Source organism: Streptomyces sp. 8L, assembly GCF_020176795.1.
Taxonomy (GTDB): Bacteria; Actinomycetota; Actinomycetes; order Streptomycetales; family Streptomycetaceae; genus Streptomyces.
Genome location: NZ_JAIUKE010000072.1, coordinates 1 through 15,241 on the forward strand (window position 1 = coordinate 1; position 15,241 = coordinate 15,241).

Annotated in this window: 11 protein-coding genes; 6 read left to right on the forward strand and 5 right to left on the reverse strand. The window is 73.3% G+C overall.

What is annotated here, in order from left to right; all coding sequences use genetic code 11:
- The 3 genes from LCE31_RS07740 to eccE all read right to left on the reverse strand — a co-directional run.
- A partial coding sequence (locus LCE31_RS07740) for an SCO5717 family growth-regulating ATPase (RefSeq protein ID WP_308042227.1) occupies positions 1 to 799 on the reverse strand: 799 nt, incomplete at its 3' end.
- Positions 800 to 1,503: 704 nt separating this feature from the next.
- The gene (locus LCE31_RS07745; protein WP_374118432.1) at positions 1,504 to 2,319 is read right to left on the reverse strand and encodes a hypothetical protein; all 816 of its coding nucleotides are present in this window, start codon (positions 2,317 to 2,319) and stop codon (positions 1,504 to 1,506) included.
- 218 nt (positions 2,320 to 2,537) lie between these two features.
- Positions 2,538 to 3,821, reverse strand: a complete 1,284-nt coding sequence (gene eccE, locus LCE31_RS07750) for a type VII secretion protein EccE (protein ID WP_225013259.1) — start codon at positions 3,819 to 3,821, stop codon at positions 2,538 to 2,540.
- A 470-nt stretch (positions 3,822 to 4,291) separates the two neighbouring features.
- Between eccE and eccB the strand changes: the two genes are divergently transcribed.
- The 4 genes from eccB to LCE31_RS07770 all read left to right on the forward strand — a co-directional run bounded on the left by eccB (position 4,292) and on the right by LCE31_RS07770 (position 8,223).
- Complete coding sequence (gene eccB, locus LCE31_RS07755) at positions 4,292 to 5,836, forward strand: type VII secretion protein EccB (RefSeq protein WP_225013260.1); 1,545 nt, start codon at positions 4,292 to 4,294, stop codon at positions 5,834 to 5,836.
- Positions 5,837 to 5,847: 11 nt separating this feature from the next.
- Positions 5,848 to 7,281, forward strand: a complete 1,434-nt coding sequence (mycP, locus tag LCE31_RS07760; RefSeq protein ID WP_225013261.1) for a type VII secretion-associated serine protease mycosin — start codon at positions 5,848 to 5,850, stop codon at positions 7,279 to 7,281.
- 198 nt (positions 7,282 to 7,479) lie between these two features.
- Positions 7,480 to 7,821: a WXG100 family type VII secretion target gene (locus LCE31_RS07765; protein ID WP_225013262.1), complete on the forward strand. Its 342-nt coding sequence runs from the start codon at positions 7,480 to 7,482 to the stop codon at positions 7,819 to 7,821.
- Positions 7,822 to 7,926: 105 nt separating this feature from the next.
- Positions 7,927 to 8,223 (forward strand): WXG100 family type VII secretion target, encoded by a 297-nt coding sequence (locus tag LCE31_RS07770; protein WP_225013263.1) that lies wholly within the window; start codon positions 7,927 to 7,929, stop codon positions 8,221 to 8,223.
- A 213-nt stretch (positions 8,224 to 8,436) separates the two neighbouring features.
- On the opposite strand, the gene LCE31_RS07775 is transcribed toward LCE31_RS07770, so the two are convergent.
- Positions 8,437 to 8,721, reverse strand: a complete 285-nt coding sequence (locus LCE31_RS07775) for a DUF397 domain-containing protein (RefSeq protein ID WP_225013264.1) — start codon at positions 8,719 to 8,721, stop codon at positions 8,437 to 8,439.
- 139 nt (positions 8,722 to 8,860) lie between these two features.
- Entirely contained in the window at positions 8,861 to 12,808 is a 3,948-nt protein-coding gene (gene eccCa, locus LCE31_RS07780) for a type VII secretion protein EccCa (RefSeq protein WP_225013265.1), read from the reverse strand.
- 232 nt (positions 12,809 to 13,040) lie between these two features.
- Here eccCa and eccD point away from each other — a divergent pair, with 232 nt between their 5' ends.
- Positions 13,041 to 14,510: a type VII secretion integral membrane protein EccD gene (gene eccD, locus LCE31_RS07785; protein WP_225013266.1), complete on the forward strand. Its 1,470-nt coding sequence runs from the start codon at positions 13,041 to 13,043 to the stop codon at positions 14,508 to 14,510.
- A gap of 290 nt (positions 14,511 to 14,800) precedes the next feature.
- Complete coding sequence (rpsO, locus tag LCE31_RS07790) at positions 14,801 to 15,088, forward strand: 30S ribosomal protein S15 (protein WP_225013267.1); 288 nt, start codon at positions 14,801 to 14,803, stop codon at positions 15,086 to 15,088.
- The last annotated feature ends 153 nt before the right edge of the window (positions 15,089 to 15,241 follow it).

The window sequence follows — 15,241 nt, forward strand, 5'->3', positions numbered from 1 at the left end:
TGGGCGCGGGGGGGTGTTCGGCGCGGGGGGGTGCCGGACCGGCGGTGGGGCGCGCCGCCGGCGCCACGGCAACCTCACCGGAGGCGGCGGCCGCGGCCGCGCCGGGGAGCACCTCGGGGATGGACGGCGACGGCCGACCGGAATCGGAGGGTGAACCGGAATCAGACGGTGAGCCGGAGCCGGGAGCAGACGGCGAGCTGGAACCGGAATCAGAATCGGAGTCGGAGTTGGAAGCCGCGTCCGTGACGTCGGGGGCCTCAGCGGCGTCGGCCTGAGCGCTCGGGGCCGCGGCGTCCGTGTCACCGGTGGAAGCGTCCGCCGCCACGCCCGCATCGTGCGTGCTGTCGCTCGTGGCCGCATCCGCCCCGGGAGCAGTGCCCGCACCCACGCGCGGGTCCGCGTTCGAACCGGCGCCCGCCGGAGGCGTCCCGGGCGCGGCGGCCGGGGGCGTCGCGCCGCCCGCCCGGCCCGGGTCCGACGGGGGCGCGGCAGACCAGTCGGACGGCAGCGGCGCGGCGCCGCCCGGTTCGAAGCCGCTTCCGGCGGGCAGCCCCGGCACGGCCACCGGAGCGCCCGACGGCGGCGGGGGAGTGACACCCCCCGAGGCGGGGGCGCCGGGCCCGGCGGCCGGCCCGGGCACACCGCTGCCCGAGGCGTCCCCCGACGCGTTCTGCGTGTACCAGGCCGGCGGGGTGTAGTCGATGGTGAACTCACCCGTCAGCTCGGGCTCCGCGTCGGACTGATCGTCCGCGGGCGGCACGCTCCAGCCGCCGCGGAACTCGTCCCGATCGCCGTTCACTTTGCCTCCTGGTGTGGTCGAGCACCCTTGTGCCGTCATGGGTGGGGGCGACGGATGTCCTGCCCTGTGTCCGGTTCGCCCGGCTCTCCCCCGGTGGCGCGACCGGCCTGCCCGCAGGTTCGTGCCGCGCCTGAACCCACCCTAATCTTCGTGGGCGTCCCCGCGTCAGGGCAGACCTCCCGCCGAACCCCGACCCGTTACGTCACGATGTGCGCTCAAGTGGGCTCCGGGCGGGGGCGGGTGAACACAAGAGGGGGCCAAATCCGCATATGGGCCGACTCGATCCCCGCCCTCACGGATACGTGAACGGCCGCCGCGGGGCGTCTCGCACGGGACCGTTCCCAGGAAAGGGCGGGACAGCTCCACAGAAAAGGCACAAGGGGCCGATGCGCGGAACACGCACGGGCCGGCTCGCGCTTCGCGTCGCCGTCCACAACGCGAGACCGGCCCGGAACCGCGCCGTCCACAACGCGAGACCCGCCCCGGAACCGCGCCGTCCACAACGCGAGACTCGACCCGGAACCGCGCCGCCCCACGACGCGACCGTAACGCCCGAGCACCGTAACGCCTCAGCACCGCAGGGCCCCAGCACCGCGGCGCCCCACGACGCGGCCGTAACGCCCGAGCACCGTAACGCCTCAGCACCGCAGGGCCGCCAGGGCCCCAGCACCGCGGCGCCCCCGCACCGTAACGCCGCAGCGCCGTCAGTCCATCCGGCGGGCCGAGCCCAGCAGGCCCGTCTCCGCGTCCGTCGCCTGCGTCATCACGAACTGCCGGTCCCGCTCGGTGCACCAGAGGGTGACCCCGTCGGCCAGCGTGCTCAGAGCCGCCGTCTCCGCCTGCGGCAGTGCCATGATCCGGCCGATCTTGCCGCCCTCGTCCGGCGACACCCGCTGCACCCCGACGAGCCCCGACTTCCGCATCAGACGCGGCGCCACCGGACTCAGATACGGCAGCAGCGTGATCACCGACTGCCAGGGCGCGGAGACCACGCGCCCCCGGGGCGGCCTCATCCCGCAGTCGCGCACGACCACGACGGGGCTGCCCGCGGAGGCGCCCTGCGGCGGGACCCGTCCGACGTCGTGCAGGGTGATGCAGGGCTGGCCGCCGCCCGCGGCCTGCGCGAGCGCCGTCCACACCTGGGTGCGGCCGGTCTCCACGGCGACCCGGGCACCGGTGGCGGCCGCGCGCAGGGCCAGCACCTGCGCCGTCCACAGGCCGCCGATGAGCGTCACGTCGTACGGCGTGGCCCGGTTGATGCCGAGGACGGCCGGTTTGCCGTTCGCGTCGATACCGATGACCATGCCGTCGTCGCCGACGGGCAGCGCCAGGGACTCCAGCTGGTCGAGCGAGAACGCGTGGCGCTCCCTGCGCGGCCCGATCAGTCCGAAGCCGGTCCGCGGCCTGCCGCCCGCCGAGGGCCGCGCGGTGCGCCCGCCGCGCGTCCGGCCGGGCGCTGTCCTCGCGGGACCGCTCCGCGCGGGCGGACCGTACGGCCCGGGTGCCCCGCCCTGCGGCACGGGCCCCCCGCCCTGGGCGCCCGGGGTCTGGACCGGCCGGCCCAGCACGTCCGGCTGCTGCGGCACCTGCCCGGCTCCAGGACCCGAACCGGCCAGAGTCTTGGCGGGCTGGACGGGCTGGGCGGGCTGGACGCCCCCCGGGTAGGGGCCCGGCTGCGCCGGCTGCCCGCCGTGCGGAGTGCGCCCGCCCGGCCTGCCCTGCGGAGTGGGAAGGGACATCAGCGCGTACCTCCCAGCGGAAGCGTGGCGAGCATGCCGGGGACCTGTTCCCGGTCGAGCCGTACCAGCGAGGTGCGGACACCCCGGGCCGTCCGCTCAAGTTCGTGGCGCGCGGCGACCAGTTCCTCGTCGCTGCGGCCGGTGATGCGGACATGGCCCGCGACCGTGACGCCCTGGCGCTCGCCGCGGCCCACGCACAGGCTGAACGTCGTCGCCAGCGCGGGCATCGAGGTCAGCAGCGCCACCAGATGCGGCATGGACGCGCCGCCCTCGCCGATCCCGGGCCAGCGGGCCACCCAGTACGTCGTGTGCCTGCGGTCGTCGCAGCGCCAGGTGCGGGACGTCTCCTGGGTGCGCCTGGTCTGCGTACAGGACCTGCCGGCCTGCGCGATGGCCAGCGGACTCGCGCACGTCGAGATCGCGACGGCGCTCGTCAGCTCCTCCTCCGTCAGCACCGTGGCGCGGAAGCCCGCACCCGCCAGCCGGCTCGCCAGCTGGTCCGCCGCGCGTACCACGCACTTCTGCGCGCCCACCAGGCCGCCGCCGCGTGCGGCCACCGCCTCGGGGCACAGCTCCGGGTCGAGCTTCAGCGCGATCCAGGTGATGCGCAGGGCGGGCGAGCCCGTCTGCGCCTGGAGCGGCGCGTAGTTGCGGGCGGCCATCGACTGCTGCGGCAGATGCGGCGCGGGCGCGGGCTGCGTGTGCTGAACGACCTGCGCGGACTCCAGCCGGATGCCGTCGAAGTCCAGTACGTCGCGCAGCAGTGTGATCGGCAGCGGGCGCTCCGCACGGCCCGCGCGCAGCGCCGTACCCGCCGACTCGATCTGCACCACGGCCGTCAGGAACGTGCCGTCGCCGATCATGCCGACGGGCCGCCGGTCCCGGTCGCTGTACGCGTACGTGCGCAGCGCCGGATCGCACTCGACGGCGGGGGCGAGCCCCGGCTCGGTGCCCTCGGGGATCGTGAACGACGCGGCCCTGCGGGTACGGGCGCGCAGCGCCAGGGCCGTGCCCAGCCATTCCGGGAGCGAGCGGCGGTGCCTGCGCACCACGGCGAGCAGCACCAGCAGCGCCGCCACCACCGCGGCGGGCAGCAGCATCAGTGTGTTGATCACCCAGCCCACCAGCAGGGCCGCCGCGGCCAGTTCGAACAGGATGATCTGCCGCATCCGCAGCGGGCCGAAATACCCGGGCCGCGCGGTACGGCGCGTCGCGCCGGGCCCGGGGGAGGGCGGCGCGGGCGGTGCCGCCGTAGCAGGCGGCAACTGCGTTGCGGAAGCCATGATGGTGGAACCCCCCGAATTGTCCCGATCGGCCTGCTGGGCCAGGGCCTTGACGGCCGGATCACCCTACCGGGCATCGCGCCGTCGTGGCCCAGGGGCATCGTAGGGGCCAGGCCGCCCGGGCGTCCCGGCGCGGGAGGCGTCCACGGCGGCGGAACGGACCGTCGGCGGAACGGACCGTCGGCGGAACGGACCGGTGGCGGAACGGACCGGGCGCGGAACGGAAACGGCTGCGGAACGGACCGGGTGCGGGAAGGAAACGGCGGTGGAACGGACCGGCCGCGACGCGGACCGCTCGCGGCGCGGAGCGGCGAGGGACGTGCGGCGAAGCCCGTGCGGCACCTTTCCGACCTGGGCGGTGCGGCAACTGGGTAGTATCGGGGCCCGGTCCGACATCAGGCGGGGCACGGGGACAGGCGCCGGCCGCACCGCCGGGGCTTCACCGTGACTTCTTCGACCGATGGGGACTCATGGCATCACGGCGGGACGAGCTCAACGCGTACACCTTCGCGAAGAAGCGCACAGTGGCGTCATTCCTGCAACCCTCGCCCACCGGGACCGAGGAGGGAGCGCCCCGGCCGATGCGCGCCGTCGTGCCGAGCCTGGTCGTCGGCGCACTCGTCCTCGCCGGGTTCGGCGCGCTCGGCATGTTCAAGCCGAGCGCGCCCAAGGACTGGGACAAGGCGAACGCGAGCGTCATCGTCGGCAAGCAGTCCACGACCCGGTACGTGGTGCTCGCCACCGGCAAGGGCAAGGACAAGCGGACACTGCTGCACCCGGTGCTGAACCTGGCGTCGGCGCGACTGCTGCTCGACCCGGACCAGTTCTCCGTCATCCAGGTCGACGACAAGATCCTGGACGCGGGCAAGCCGCCGCGCGGCGCGATGCTGGGCATCCCCTACGCGCCGGACCGGCTGCCCAGTGCCACCGAGGCGGGCGCCCCGAAGCGGTGGGCCGTGTGCGAGCAGCCGGGCGGCGGCAGCGACAGCGTCCAGAAGGCGGCCTTCGTCTTCGCCCAGCGAGACTTCCACCGCACCGAGGGCGGCAATCGGCTGACCGGCGGGCAGACCCTCTACGTGCGGGGGCAGGACGGCGCCCGCTATCTGGTGAGCGCAGACGGCACGAAATACCTCATGCAGGGCAGGCCGGACGACACGCTCGCCATCGCGCTCATCGGCGCCGGGCGCGATCCGCAGCCCGTCACGGACGACTGGCTCGCCACCCTGCACACCGGGAGCCCCGTCGACTTCCCGCAGATCCCGGGCACGGTCGGCTCCGACGCGCACGCCGGCAGTGGGCTCAGCCCCCGGCAGGACAGGGTCGGCATGGTGCTCAGCGCGCAGACCGGCGCGGGCCCGCAGCAGTACGTCGTCCTGCCGGGCAAGGTGGCGCCCGTCAGCGACTTCACCGCCTGGCTGCTGATCAACTCCCCGCAGACCGACGCCCTCAACATGGGCGGCCGGCCCGCCACCGCCGACGTGCAGTCCTTCACGCCCGCGTCGGCGTTCTTCGGCCAGGACCACGACTGGCCCAAGGAGCGCCCGAGCCAGACCAACGCGGTGCAGGGAGCGGGCGCCCGCGACACCGTGTGCAGCGTCCTGCGGTCGACGGGCAGCGACGGCGGCACCAGCCTCTCGACGTGGGCGGGCACCTCGTACCCCGCGCAGATCACCGACAGCGGCGGCACCAGCACCTATGTCACCCCCGGCAGCGGCCTGCTCTACAACGAGACCACCGGCAACCAGTCGAAGGCGGGCGGTTCGATGTTCCTCGTCACCGACACCGGCCTCAGGTACGCGGTGCAGAGCAACGGCGACAGCGACTCCAAGCGGTCCGACATCGGCGCGGGCGACGACCAGAAGACCGAGGACGGCCGGCCCCAGCCGAGCGACGCGCAGATACGCCTCGGCTACGAGAAGGTGGTCCCCGTTCCCGTGCCGATCGCCTGGTCGAGCTTCCTGTCCAAGGGGCCCCGCCTCGACACCAACAGCGCGCGCCAGCCGCAGGGTTCGTGAGAGGACGGGCGATGAAGCACCGGGGGACGACCGGCCGGGGGACGACAGACTCCCCGGCGAACACCTCGCAGGCGCGAAGCCGGGCGCCGGGCACCGCACAGGACCGCGACCGGCCGGCGCGAAACCGCGCGGCCCGAAGCAGGACCGCGGGCCGGGCGGCGCGGGCGGGCCGCCACCGCCCCGCGCCGTCCACCGGCACGGTCCCGCTCACCAGAGCCGCGCTCCTGGCCTCGGCCGCCGCACTGACCGCGCTCGTCGCGCTGCCGCCCGCAGCCGCGGGGGCGGCGCCGCCCACCGCGCAGGCCGGGTCCACCATCCTGGACGGCAGCGGCGAATGCACCTTCCCGATGAAGAAGCAGACACCGGGCACACCGTGGCCGCTCCAGCGCGTCCTGTTCGACGAACTGTGGAAGGACACGAAGGGCAAAGGGGTCAGGGTCGCCGTCATAGACACCGGCGTCGACATCAAGAATCCGCAGCTCAAGGACGCCGTCGACGCGAAGGCCGGCAAGGACTTCCTCGGCAAGACGCACGGCACCACGGACACGGCGGGACACGGCACGAAGGTCGCGGGCCTCATCGCGGCCCGGCCGCGCGCCGGCACCGGCTTCGTGGGCATCGCACCCGAGTCGACGATCATCCCGATCCGGCAGAACGACGAGAAGGGCAGCGGCGACTCGGACAAGATGGCCCTGGCCATCCGGTACGCCGTCGCCCAGCACGCGGACATCATCAACATCTCCCAGGACACCACCGCGCCCCTCGGCCTCGGCTCGAAACTGGCGGAGGCCGTGCGGTACGCGCTCGACCACAACGTCGTCGTCGTCGCGGCGGCCGGCAACGACGGCACGGACGGGCAGGCCCGCGACACCTACCCCGCCGCGTTCCCGGGCGTCCTGGCCGTCGCCGCGTCCGACCGCGACAACGAACGCGCGGCCTTCTCGCAGCCCGGCTCGTTCGTCGGGGTCGCGGCGCCCGGCGTGGACATCGTCTCCACCGTGCCGGGCAACGGCCAGTGCCTCGACAACGGGACCAGCTTCTCCGCGCCGTACGTCGCAGGCGTCGCGGCGCTGCTGCGCGCCGAGCACCGGAACTGGAGCGTGCGCGAGATCGTCGCGCAGATCGAGCAGACCGCGGAACGCAGCGTCAACGGCCACGACAACTTCGTCGGATGGGGTGTGGTCGACCCGGTCGCCGCGGTCGGCGAAGGGACGGGGCCGATCGAGTCCCCGCGCCCCGACCCCGGGCCGCCCAAGGCACCGGCGCCCCAGGCCGCGCGGCTCACACTCGGCGAGACACCGCAGGACCGCGGCCGCCGGTACGCGACGTACACCCTCGGCATCGCCGTGGTGCTCGTCGCTGTCGTCGGCGGGACCGCCGTCGTCCTGCGCGACAGCCGTGCCAAGGCGCGCGGCCGGGCGGGCGGCGGGCCCGGCGGCGTGTAACGGCCGTGTCAGGCTTGTGTACTTCCCGGTTGGAACGGCAGTACCGAATGACTACAGTTGCCGGGGGGCCACGCGTGCGCGGCTCCGGCGGCAGCCGGGGTCGGGGACAGGGCCCCGGCACGGGGGCCAACGGGGGCGGCATCGAGCACTTTCCCGCCCGTAGAGGCATGGCAGCAGGACCAGGGAGAAGAGGGCAGGATGTCGCAGCAGGACCTGAACGTAACCGCGGACGACCAGACCGATCTGGCGGGCCGCATCCAGAACTTCCACGAGGAACTCCAGCGCCGCATCACGTCGTTGAACGCCGTGGTCGACCGCATCCAGGGTGGCTGGAAGGGCGCGGCGAGCCAGGCGTACGACGGCGCGCAGCGCGACCTCAACACGCGGATGACGAAGATGCGCAGCGACCTCGTCGAGCTTGAGCAGATCATGCGGATGAGCGCCCACGGCTTCACCAACGAGGAGCAGGATCGCATCAAGACGTTCCGGCAGATGGACGACACGACGGCGGGCCAGAGCGCCATCCTCGGGATGGCGTGAGCCCCGGCGGGAGACCGCCAGGGCCCGACGCAGACCCACCGCGCACTCACGGCGCACCGCCTTGACCATCACCTTGCCGCGGCGCACGGCATCGAGGAGCGAGACATGACCACAGCAGTCAACTACGACACCGTCACCACGGCCGCGAGCGACGTCCGCCGCACGGCCAGTGACCTCACCCGTGAACTCACCGACCTCATGGGCCGCGTGAAGGCGGTCGCCGAGAACTGGGACGGCCAGGCGAAGGAGGCCTACCAGGAGCGGCAGGCCGACCTCACCAAGCTGATGGACGGCATGAACCAGGACCTGAGCCGCATCGCCTCCCTGCTCGACCAGGCGGTCGTGGGCTACCAGGACACCGACCGCGGCAACGCGGCCAGGTTCCGCATGTCCATGGGCTGACCGGTCCGCCAGGCCCCGGCCCTCCAGGGCCGGCCCCGGCCGGAAAACCCTGCGGCAGCACGCAGCACGCAGCACGCAGCACGCAGCACGCAGAAGGCGGAACGCCCGGAAGGGGGGGGGCACTCGGTGGGCACCCCCTTCGTGCTGCCTCGCGCGCCCCGGCCGGGCCGGTCGCGCGCCCCGGCCGAGGCGCGAACGTCGCGGATGCTCTCCCTACGGCCGCGCCCCGTCGTCCGCGGCCGGCGGCTGCTGCGCGTCGAGGTCGAACTCCCCGTCCCGCGCGCCGAGTACGAACGCGTCCCACTCCGCTTTGGTGTACCTCAGCACGGTCGCGTGGTCCTTCGAGGACCGCATCGCCACGGCACCCTCCGGCAGATACGCGATCTCGACACGCTCCTCGTCGTTCTCCGTGCCGGGTGCTCCGAGCCACTCCACCCCGGAGATGTCCAGGGCGTAGAGCTCCTCCTTGACGCGTTGCTTGTCCACTGCGTCGGCCATCGGCGTCGTTCCTCCCGGCGGTGTCTTCACTGTTGTGCGTGGCCGAGCCTACCGGCGCGGACGCCACCGGTTCAGGCCGTCGGGAAACCCCGGGGAGAACGGGACGGCCGCCGGGCCGCGTACACCCGGCGGCCCTCGCTCACCGTTCCGGCAGCCAGCCCGTCTGCACCAGCGGGGTGCCGCGCTTGCGGGAGACGAACGTGCCCCGGCCCGGCGGCATCCGGCGCGCCCGCACATGGCCGAGGATGTCGCCCTCGCCCGGATCGCCCGACAACACCACGCCCTGCGCGCCGAGTTCCTTCACACGCTGCATGAACGGCTCGAAGGTGGAGCGGGACGCGCCCGCCGCGCTGCGCGCGACGATGAACCGCACACCGACGTCGCGTGCGAAGGGGAGGTTCTCGACGAGCCGCGACATCGGGTTGCTCGAACCCGCCGCCACCAGCTCGTAGTCGTCGATGATCACGAACAGCTGCGGCCCCGACCACCAGCTGCGGTCGCGGAGCTGCTGCGGCGTGATGTCGGGCTTCGGCGCCCGCTTGCCCATCACCGTGGCGATCGCGTCCATGTGCACGTCCATCGCGGACGCCATCGGCGCGTACTCCAGGAGGTGCGTCTCCGGCACGGCCTCCAGCAGGGAGCGCCGGTAGTCGCCCACCACGATCCTGGCCTGCTCCGGTGTGTACCGCTCGGCGATCTGCTTCGCGATCAGACGCAGCAGCGCCGTCTTGCCCGACTCGCTCTCGCCGAAGACCACGAAGAACGGATCGGTCTCGAAGTCGACGAACACCGGCTCCAGATTGGTCTCGTCGATGCCGATCGCGATGCCCCGCTGCGGGAACTCGAAGCCCTTCGGGAGCTGTTCCGCGGGCAGCTTGCGCGGCAGCAGCCGTACGGGCGGAGCCTTCGGCCCCGTCCAGTGGCTCCGTACGGACGCGACGAACGCCTCCGTGCCCTCGGACAGGTCCGAGGCGCTGCTCACCCCGTCCATCCGCGGCAGGCCGCCCATGAAGTGCAGCTTCCCCGGCACCTGGCCGCGGCCCGGCACGCCCGCCGGCACGTTCGCCGCGACCTTGCGGTCGAACTCGGAGTCCATCACGTCGCCGAGACGCAGTTCCAGACGGCCCAGCATCTGGTCCTTCAGCGCCGAGCGCACCTCCATGTACCGCGCGGCCGTGACCACGATGTGCACGCCGTAGCCGAGGCCGCGCGCCGCGATGTCCGCGATCACCGGCTCCAGCATGTCGTACTCGCTCTTGAAGCCGCCCCACCCGTCGATGACGAGGAAGACATCGCCCCAGCTCTCGTCCTGGAACTCGCCGGCGGCGCGCCTGCGCCGGTACGTGCCGATGGAGTCGATGCCCTGCGAACGGAACATCTCCTCACGCCTGTTGAGCACCCCGAGCACCTCGGCCACGGCCCGGCGCACCCGCTCGGGGTCGAGCCGCGAGGCGACCCCGCCCACATGCGGCAGCTCGGCCAGCGAGGAGAGACCGCCGCCGCCGAAGTCGAGCCCGTAGATCTGCACCTCCGACGGGGTGTGCGTGAGCGCGAACGACGCCACCAGCGTCCGCATCAGCGTGGACTTGCCCGACTGCGGGCCGCCCACCACCAGCATGTGGCCGGCCGCGCCGGAGAAGTCGAGGTACAGCACCTCGCGGCGCTGCTCGAAGGGCTTGTCGATCAGGCCGAGCGGCACCACGAGCCCGCCGGGGCGCGTGTAGTCGACCGACGTCAGGCCGCGGTCCTCGGTGGGCGCGATGCCCGGCAGCAGGTAGTCCAGCGTCGGCGCCCGGTCCAGCGGCGGCAGCCACACCTGGTGCGCGGGCACCCCCTGCCCGTCGAGGCGCCGCACGATCACGTCGAGCACCGTGTCCGCGAGCGCGTCGTCGTCCCGCCCGGAGGGCTCGGGCGCCGCCGCGGGGCCCGCGTACACCACCGGGACCGGGACCGCCGTGAACACCGTCGGCCGCCGGTCCACGGGCAGCTGGCCCGCCGGCACCTCGGGACCCGCCGTGCGGTACGTCCCCGACACGTACGCCGCCTTGAACCGCGTCATCTCGTCCGTGCCGAACTTCAGATAGCCCGAACCGGGCACCGCGGGCAGGTGGTACGCGTCCGGCACGCCGAGCGCCGTACGCGACTCGGAGGCGGAGAACGTCCGCAGGCCGACCCGGTACGAGAGGTACGTGTCGAGCCCGCGCAGCTTGCCCTCCTCCAGGCGCTGCGAAGCGAGCAGCAGATGCACACCGAGGGAGCGGCCGATCCGGCCGATCTGGATGAACATGTCGATGAAGTCGGGCTTCGCGGTGAGGAGTTCGGAGAACTCGTCGATCACGAGGACCAGCGAGGCCAGCGGTTCGAGCGGGGCGCCCGCCGCGCGCGCCTTCTCGTAGTCGTGCATGTTGGCGTAGTTGCCCGCCGACCGCAGCAGCTCCTGCCGCCGCTGGAGCTCGCCGCGGATCGCGTCGCCCATGCGGTCCACCAGCGTGAGGTCGTCCGCGAGGTTGGTGATGACCGCCGCCACGTGCGGCATCTGCGACATCCCCGCGAACGTCGCACCGCCCTTGAAGTCCGCGAGGACGAAGTTCAGCGTCTCCGACGAGTGCGTCACCGCGAGCCCGAGCACCAGGGTGCGCAGCAGCTCCGACTTGCCGGAACCCGTCGCGCCCACACACAGCCCGTGCGGGCCCATGCCCTCCTGCGCGGCCTCCTTGAGATCCAGCATCACCGGCTGGCCGTCCTCGCCCACACCGATCGGCACCCGCAGCCGCTCCGCGGTCGACCGGGGCCGCCAGGTGCGCGCCACGTCGACCGTGCCCGCGTCGCCCAGATTCAGCAGGTCCGTGAAGTCGAGGTTCGCCAGCAGCGGTTCGTCCTCGTCGCCGCCGCCGGTGCGCAGCGGCGCGAGCTGCCGGGCCAGCGCCTCCGCCGCCGGCAGCGAGATACCGTCGGGCACCCCCTCGTACGCCACGCCGCCGCCGGACTCCAGGCGCAGCCACCCGGGACGCGCGACCACCGAGAGACCGCCGCGCATCTCGTCCAGCTCGCCGTTGACCACCTCGACGATCGTCACGCCCTGCACGCCCTCGGCGGCGGCGAACAGCGAGTCGGGCGGCACCATCCCGCCGTCCAGCACGACCACCACATGCGGCTGGTCGAGCACCGGCTGGGTGTCCCTGCCGAACCGGGGCCGCCCGTCGAGCCGCGCCCGCAGGAGGCGCTCGATCTCGCCGAGGTCGTCGCCGAACAGCCGCTTCGTGCCCGCCCCGTCGAGCTGCCCCACCACCTGCGTGTGCGGCAGCCACTTCGTCCAGTCCCACCGCGGCACCGCGCCAGGTGCCGCCACCACCGCGACCACCAGGTCCTCCGGCGAGTGCAGTGTCACCAGCTGCGCCACCAGCGCGCGCGCCGCCGACTGGGCCGTCTGGGGCTCACCCGACACCGTCACGTGGTAGAAGGCCCGCATCGACACCGCCATCGGCAGCGCGTCCAACGCGCCGTGCACCGCGAGGAAGCGCTGCATCGCGCCCGCCGTCAGCGGCTCCAGCTCGTCCACCGGCGCCGTGTCCGGCGCGACCAGCGGCGTCGCCAGCTGCTGTGCGCCGAGACCGATCCTGGCCTGCCCGAAGTCGGCGTCGCCCACGCGCCGTTCCCACAGCCGGGAGCCCTCCGCGACCACCGTCCACAACTGCTCGGGAGCCGGGTGCAGATACAGCTGCGCGTCGCGTTGCGCGCGCGCCGTCCTGCGGACCGTACGCCGCGACTGCGCCAGGTACTTGAGGTAGTCGCGCCGCACGTCGGCCATCTGCCCCTGCGTGCCGCGCCGGAAGCGGAAGACCTGCGCGATCACCATGCCGACCGTCGACACCAGCATCAGCACACCCATGATGCGCATGAAGGGGGCGGCCTGCGGAGAGAAGAAGAACACCACGGAAGAGCCCATGCCGAGTACCGGCAGGAGCTGCATCAGCATGCCCTCCTGCTGGCCCCGCGGAAGCTCCGGCGGCGCCTCAAGGGTCAGTGGTTCTGCGGGCACTTCGGGTGGAAGCGACCGCGGCGGTCGTTTGACGACGATCTGGCTCACCGGCGCATCAATTCCTCAATACGGGCGGAAGGTTCCGTACCGGCGCCCCCGTGGCGGCGGCTCACATGCAGCAGCGCGATCCTACTGGCAGCCAGTGACAACGGAGCCCGGTAGGGTGGCGCGCGCACTGTGCGCGACCACCGGCCGGCGCGTGTTCCCGCCCACGGCGGACACCCGCGGGGCCGACGCGGCGAGCGGCACGGAAACGGGCGGATTCAGGGGGTCGGAACACGTGAGTACGAGCGCGGCGACGGGGTTCTGTCGCGTGACGGTGGTGGCACCGGACAGCCGGATCGACGTGGCCCTCCCCGAGGACATCGCCGTCGCCGACATCTATCCCGAGATCCTCCGGCTCACGGGCCAGACCCAGCCCGTGGGCGCCCCGACCGGCTACCACCTCGTGCGGCGCGACGGCACCGTGCTCGACGGCGCGCGCACCCTCGCCGCGCAGCAGGTGCTCGACGGCGAGGTGCTCGCCCTGCGGCCGTTCGCCGAGTCGCTGCCGCCCGCCGTCTTCGACGACGTGTCCGACGCCGTCGCCTCGGCGGTGCGCCGCGACCGGCACCTGTGGAGCGACGACCTGATGCGCGGCGCCGGACTCGTCGGCGGCGGTGTGCTGCTGGTGCTCCTCGGCTTCGTCCTCTGGTTCGCCGACCCCGTGCGCCACGACATGCACAGCCTCCCCGGCGTCATCGCCGGCGGCGCCGGCGTCCTGCTGACCGCGCTGTCCGGTGTACGCGCCCGGGTCTACGCCGACCGCGCCGCGGCCGTCGCCCTCGGCCTCGGCGCCCTTCCGCTCCTGCTCATCGGCGGCTCCGGCATCATCGGGCCCGACGCGGGCCAAGGGCCGGGGCGCCTCCAGTTTCTGCTGGGCTGCGTCACCGTACTCGTCGCGTCCGTCGCACTCGTCGCGCTCACCCCGAGCGGCGACGCGCCCTTCGTCGCCGCCACCTTCCTCGCCGCCGTCGGCACCCTCGCCACGTTCGGCGAGATCCTCACCGGCGCGTCGGCACGGGAGACCGCCGCGGTGTGCGCGCCCGTCGCCGTCGGCCTCGTCGCCTTCCTGCCCGGCCTCTCGGCCCGCTTCGCCCGCCTGCCCATCGGCTACGCGGCCCCGCGCGGCGCCACGGGCGGCTTCGAGGCCGAGGAACCCGACCCGGCCGCCGGCGCCGAGCCCGTCGACACCGAACGCATCGCGGCCCAGGCCCGCAGGGGCCACGAGATGCTGCTCGGACTCGTCGGCGGCTGCTCCGCCGTCGTGGTCGGCGCCGCCGCCGTCCTCGGCTTCTCCGACAACCTGTACGGCCAGCTCCTCGCCCTGACCTCCGGCCTCTCGATGCTGCTGCGCGCCCGCCTCTTCCGCTACACCTCGCAGGTCGGCTGCGCCCTCGTCGCGGGCCTCGCGGCGGTCGCCCTGCTGGTGCTCGGCCTCTGCCTGAACCCGCCGGCCGGCCCGCTCGGCGAACTCCTGCGCCACGGCGACCACGGCCCGCTCGACCTGCGTACCGTCTGGCTGGCCGCGAGCGTCGCCGTGGGCGCCGCCCTGCTCACCGCGATCGGACTGATCATCCCGCGCAAGGGGCTCTCCCCGTTCTGGGGCCGCCTGCTCGACCTCGCGGAAGGCGCCGTCCTGCTGTCGCTCGTACCGCTGTGCCTGGCCGGCCTCGACGTCTTCGCCAAGGCCCGCGCCCTGACCAGCTGAGCGCCGGGCCCGGCCGCGGGGACCGGAGGGGGCTGGTCGGGAGGGTCCGAACCGGCTGGTAGGCTGGTTCGGACCCGTCCGTCCACCCACCGTTACGGTGCGGTACGGCCGCAGACCCCGATGGAGCCCTTTCCGGCGCCTCCCAGGGCCTGCCGATCCGTACCGCGGTCCTTCACCAGGGACATCCGTACCAGGGACGAAGGACGAGCGGGACGGCCGCCCGAGTCACAGAAGACCTCCGGAGAATACGACCCGGGGCGCTCGGCGGCCCACGACCACGAGGAGTACGAGTGTCGCTCGACACCGCCACCAAGAAGCAGATCATGGACGAGTTCGGCACCAAGGAAGGTGACACCGGCTCCCCCGAGGTGCAGGTCGCGCTCCTTTCGCGCCGGATCTCGGACCTGACCGAGCACCTCAAGACCCACAAGCACGACCACCACTCCCGGCGTGGTCTGCTGATCCTGGTCGGCCAGCGCCGCCGCCTGCTGCAGTACCTCGCCAAGAAGGACATCCAGCGCTTCCGTGCGCTGGTCGACCGTCTCGGCATCCGCCGCGGCGCCGCGGGCGCCAAGTAGCACCGTGCGAAGGGAGCGGTTCCCACCCCGGGAACCGCTCCCTTCGCCGTATGCACGGCCGGGCCGGAATGCCATGACGGGCCTCGGCTCAGTACCCTGGCTGACGAGCACGACCGAAAAACAGCACAGAAGAGCACAGAAGAAGCAGAAGTA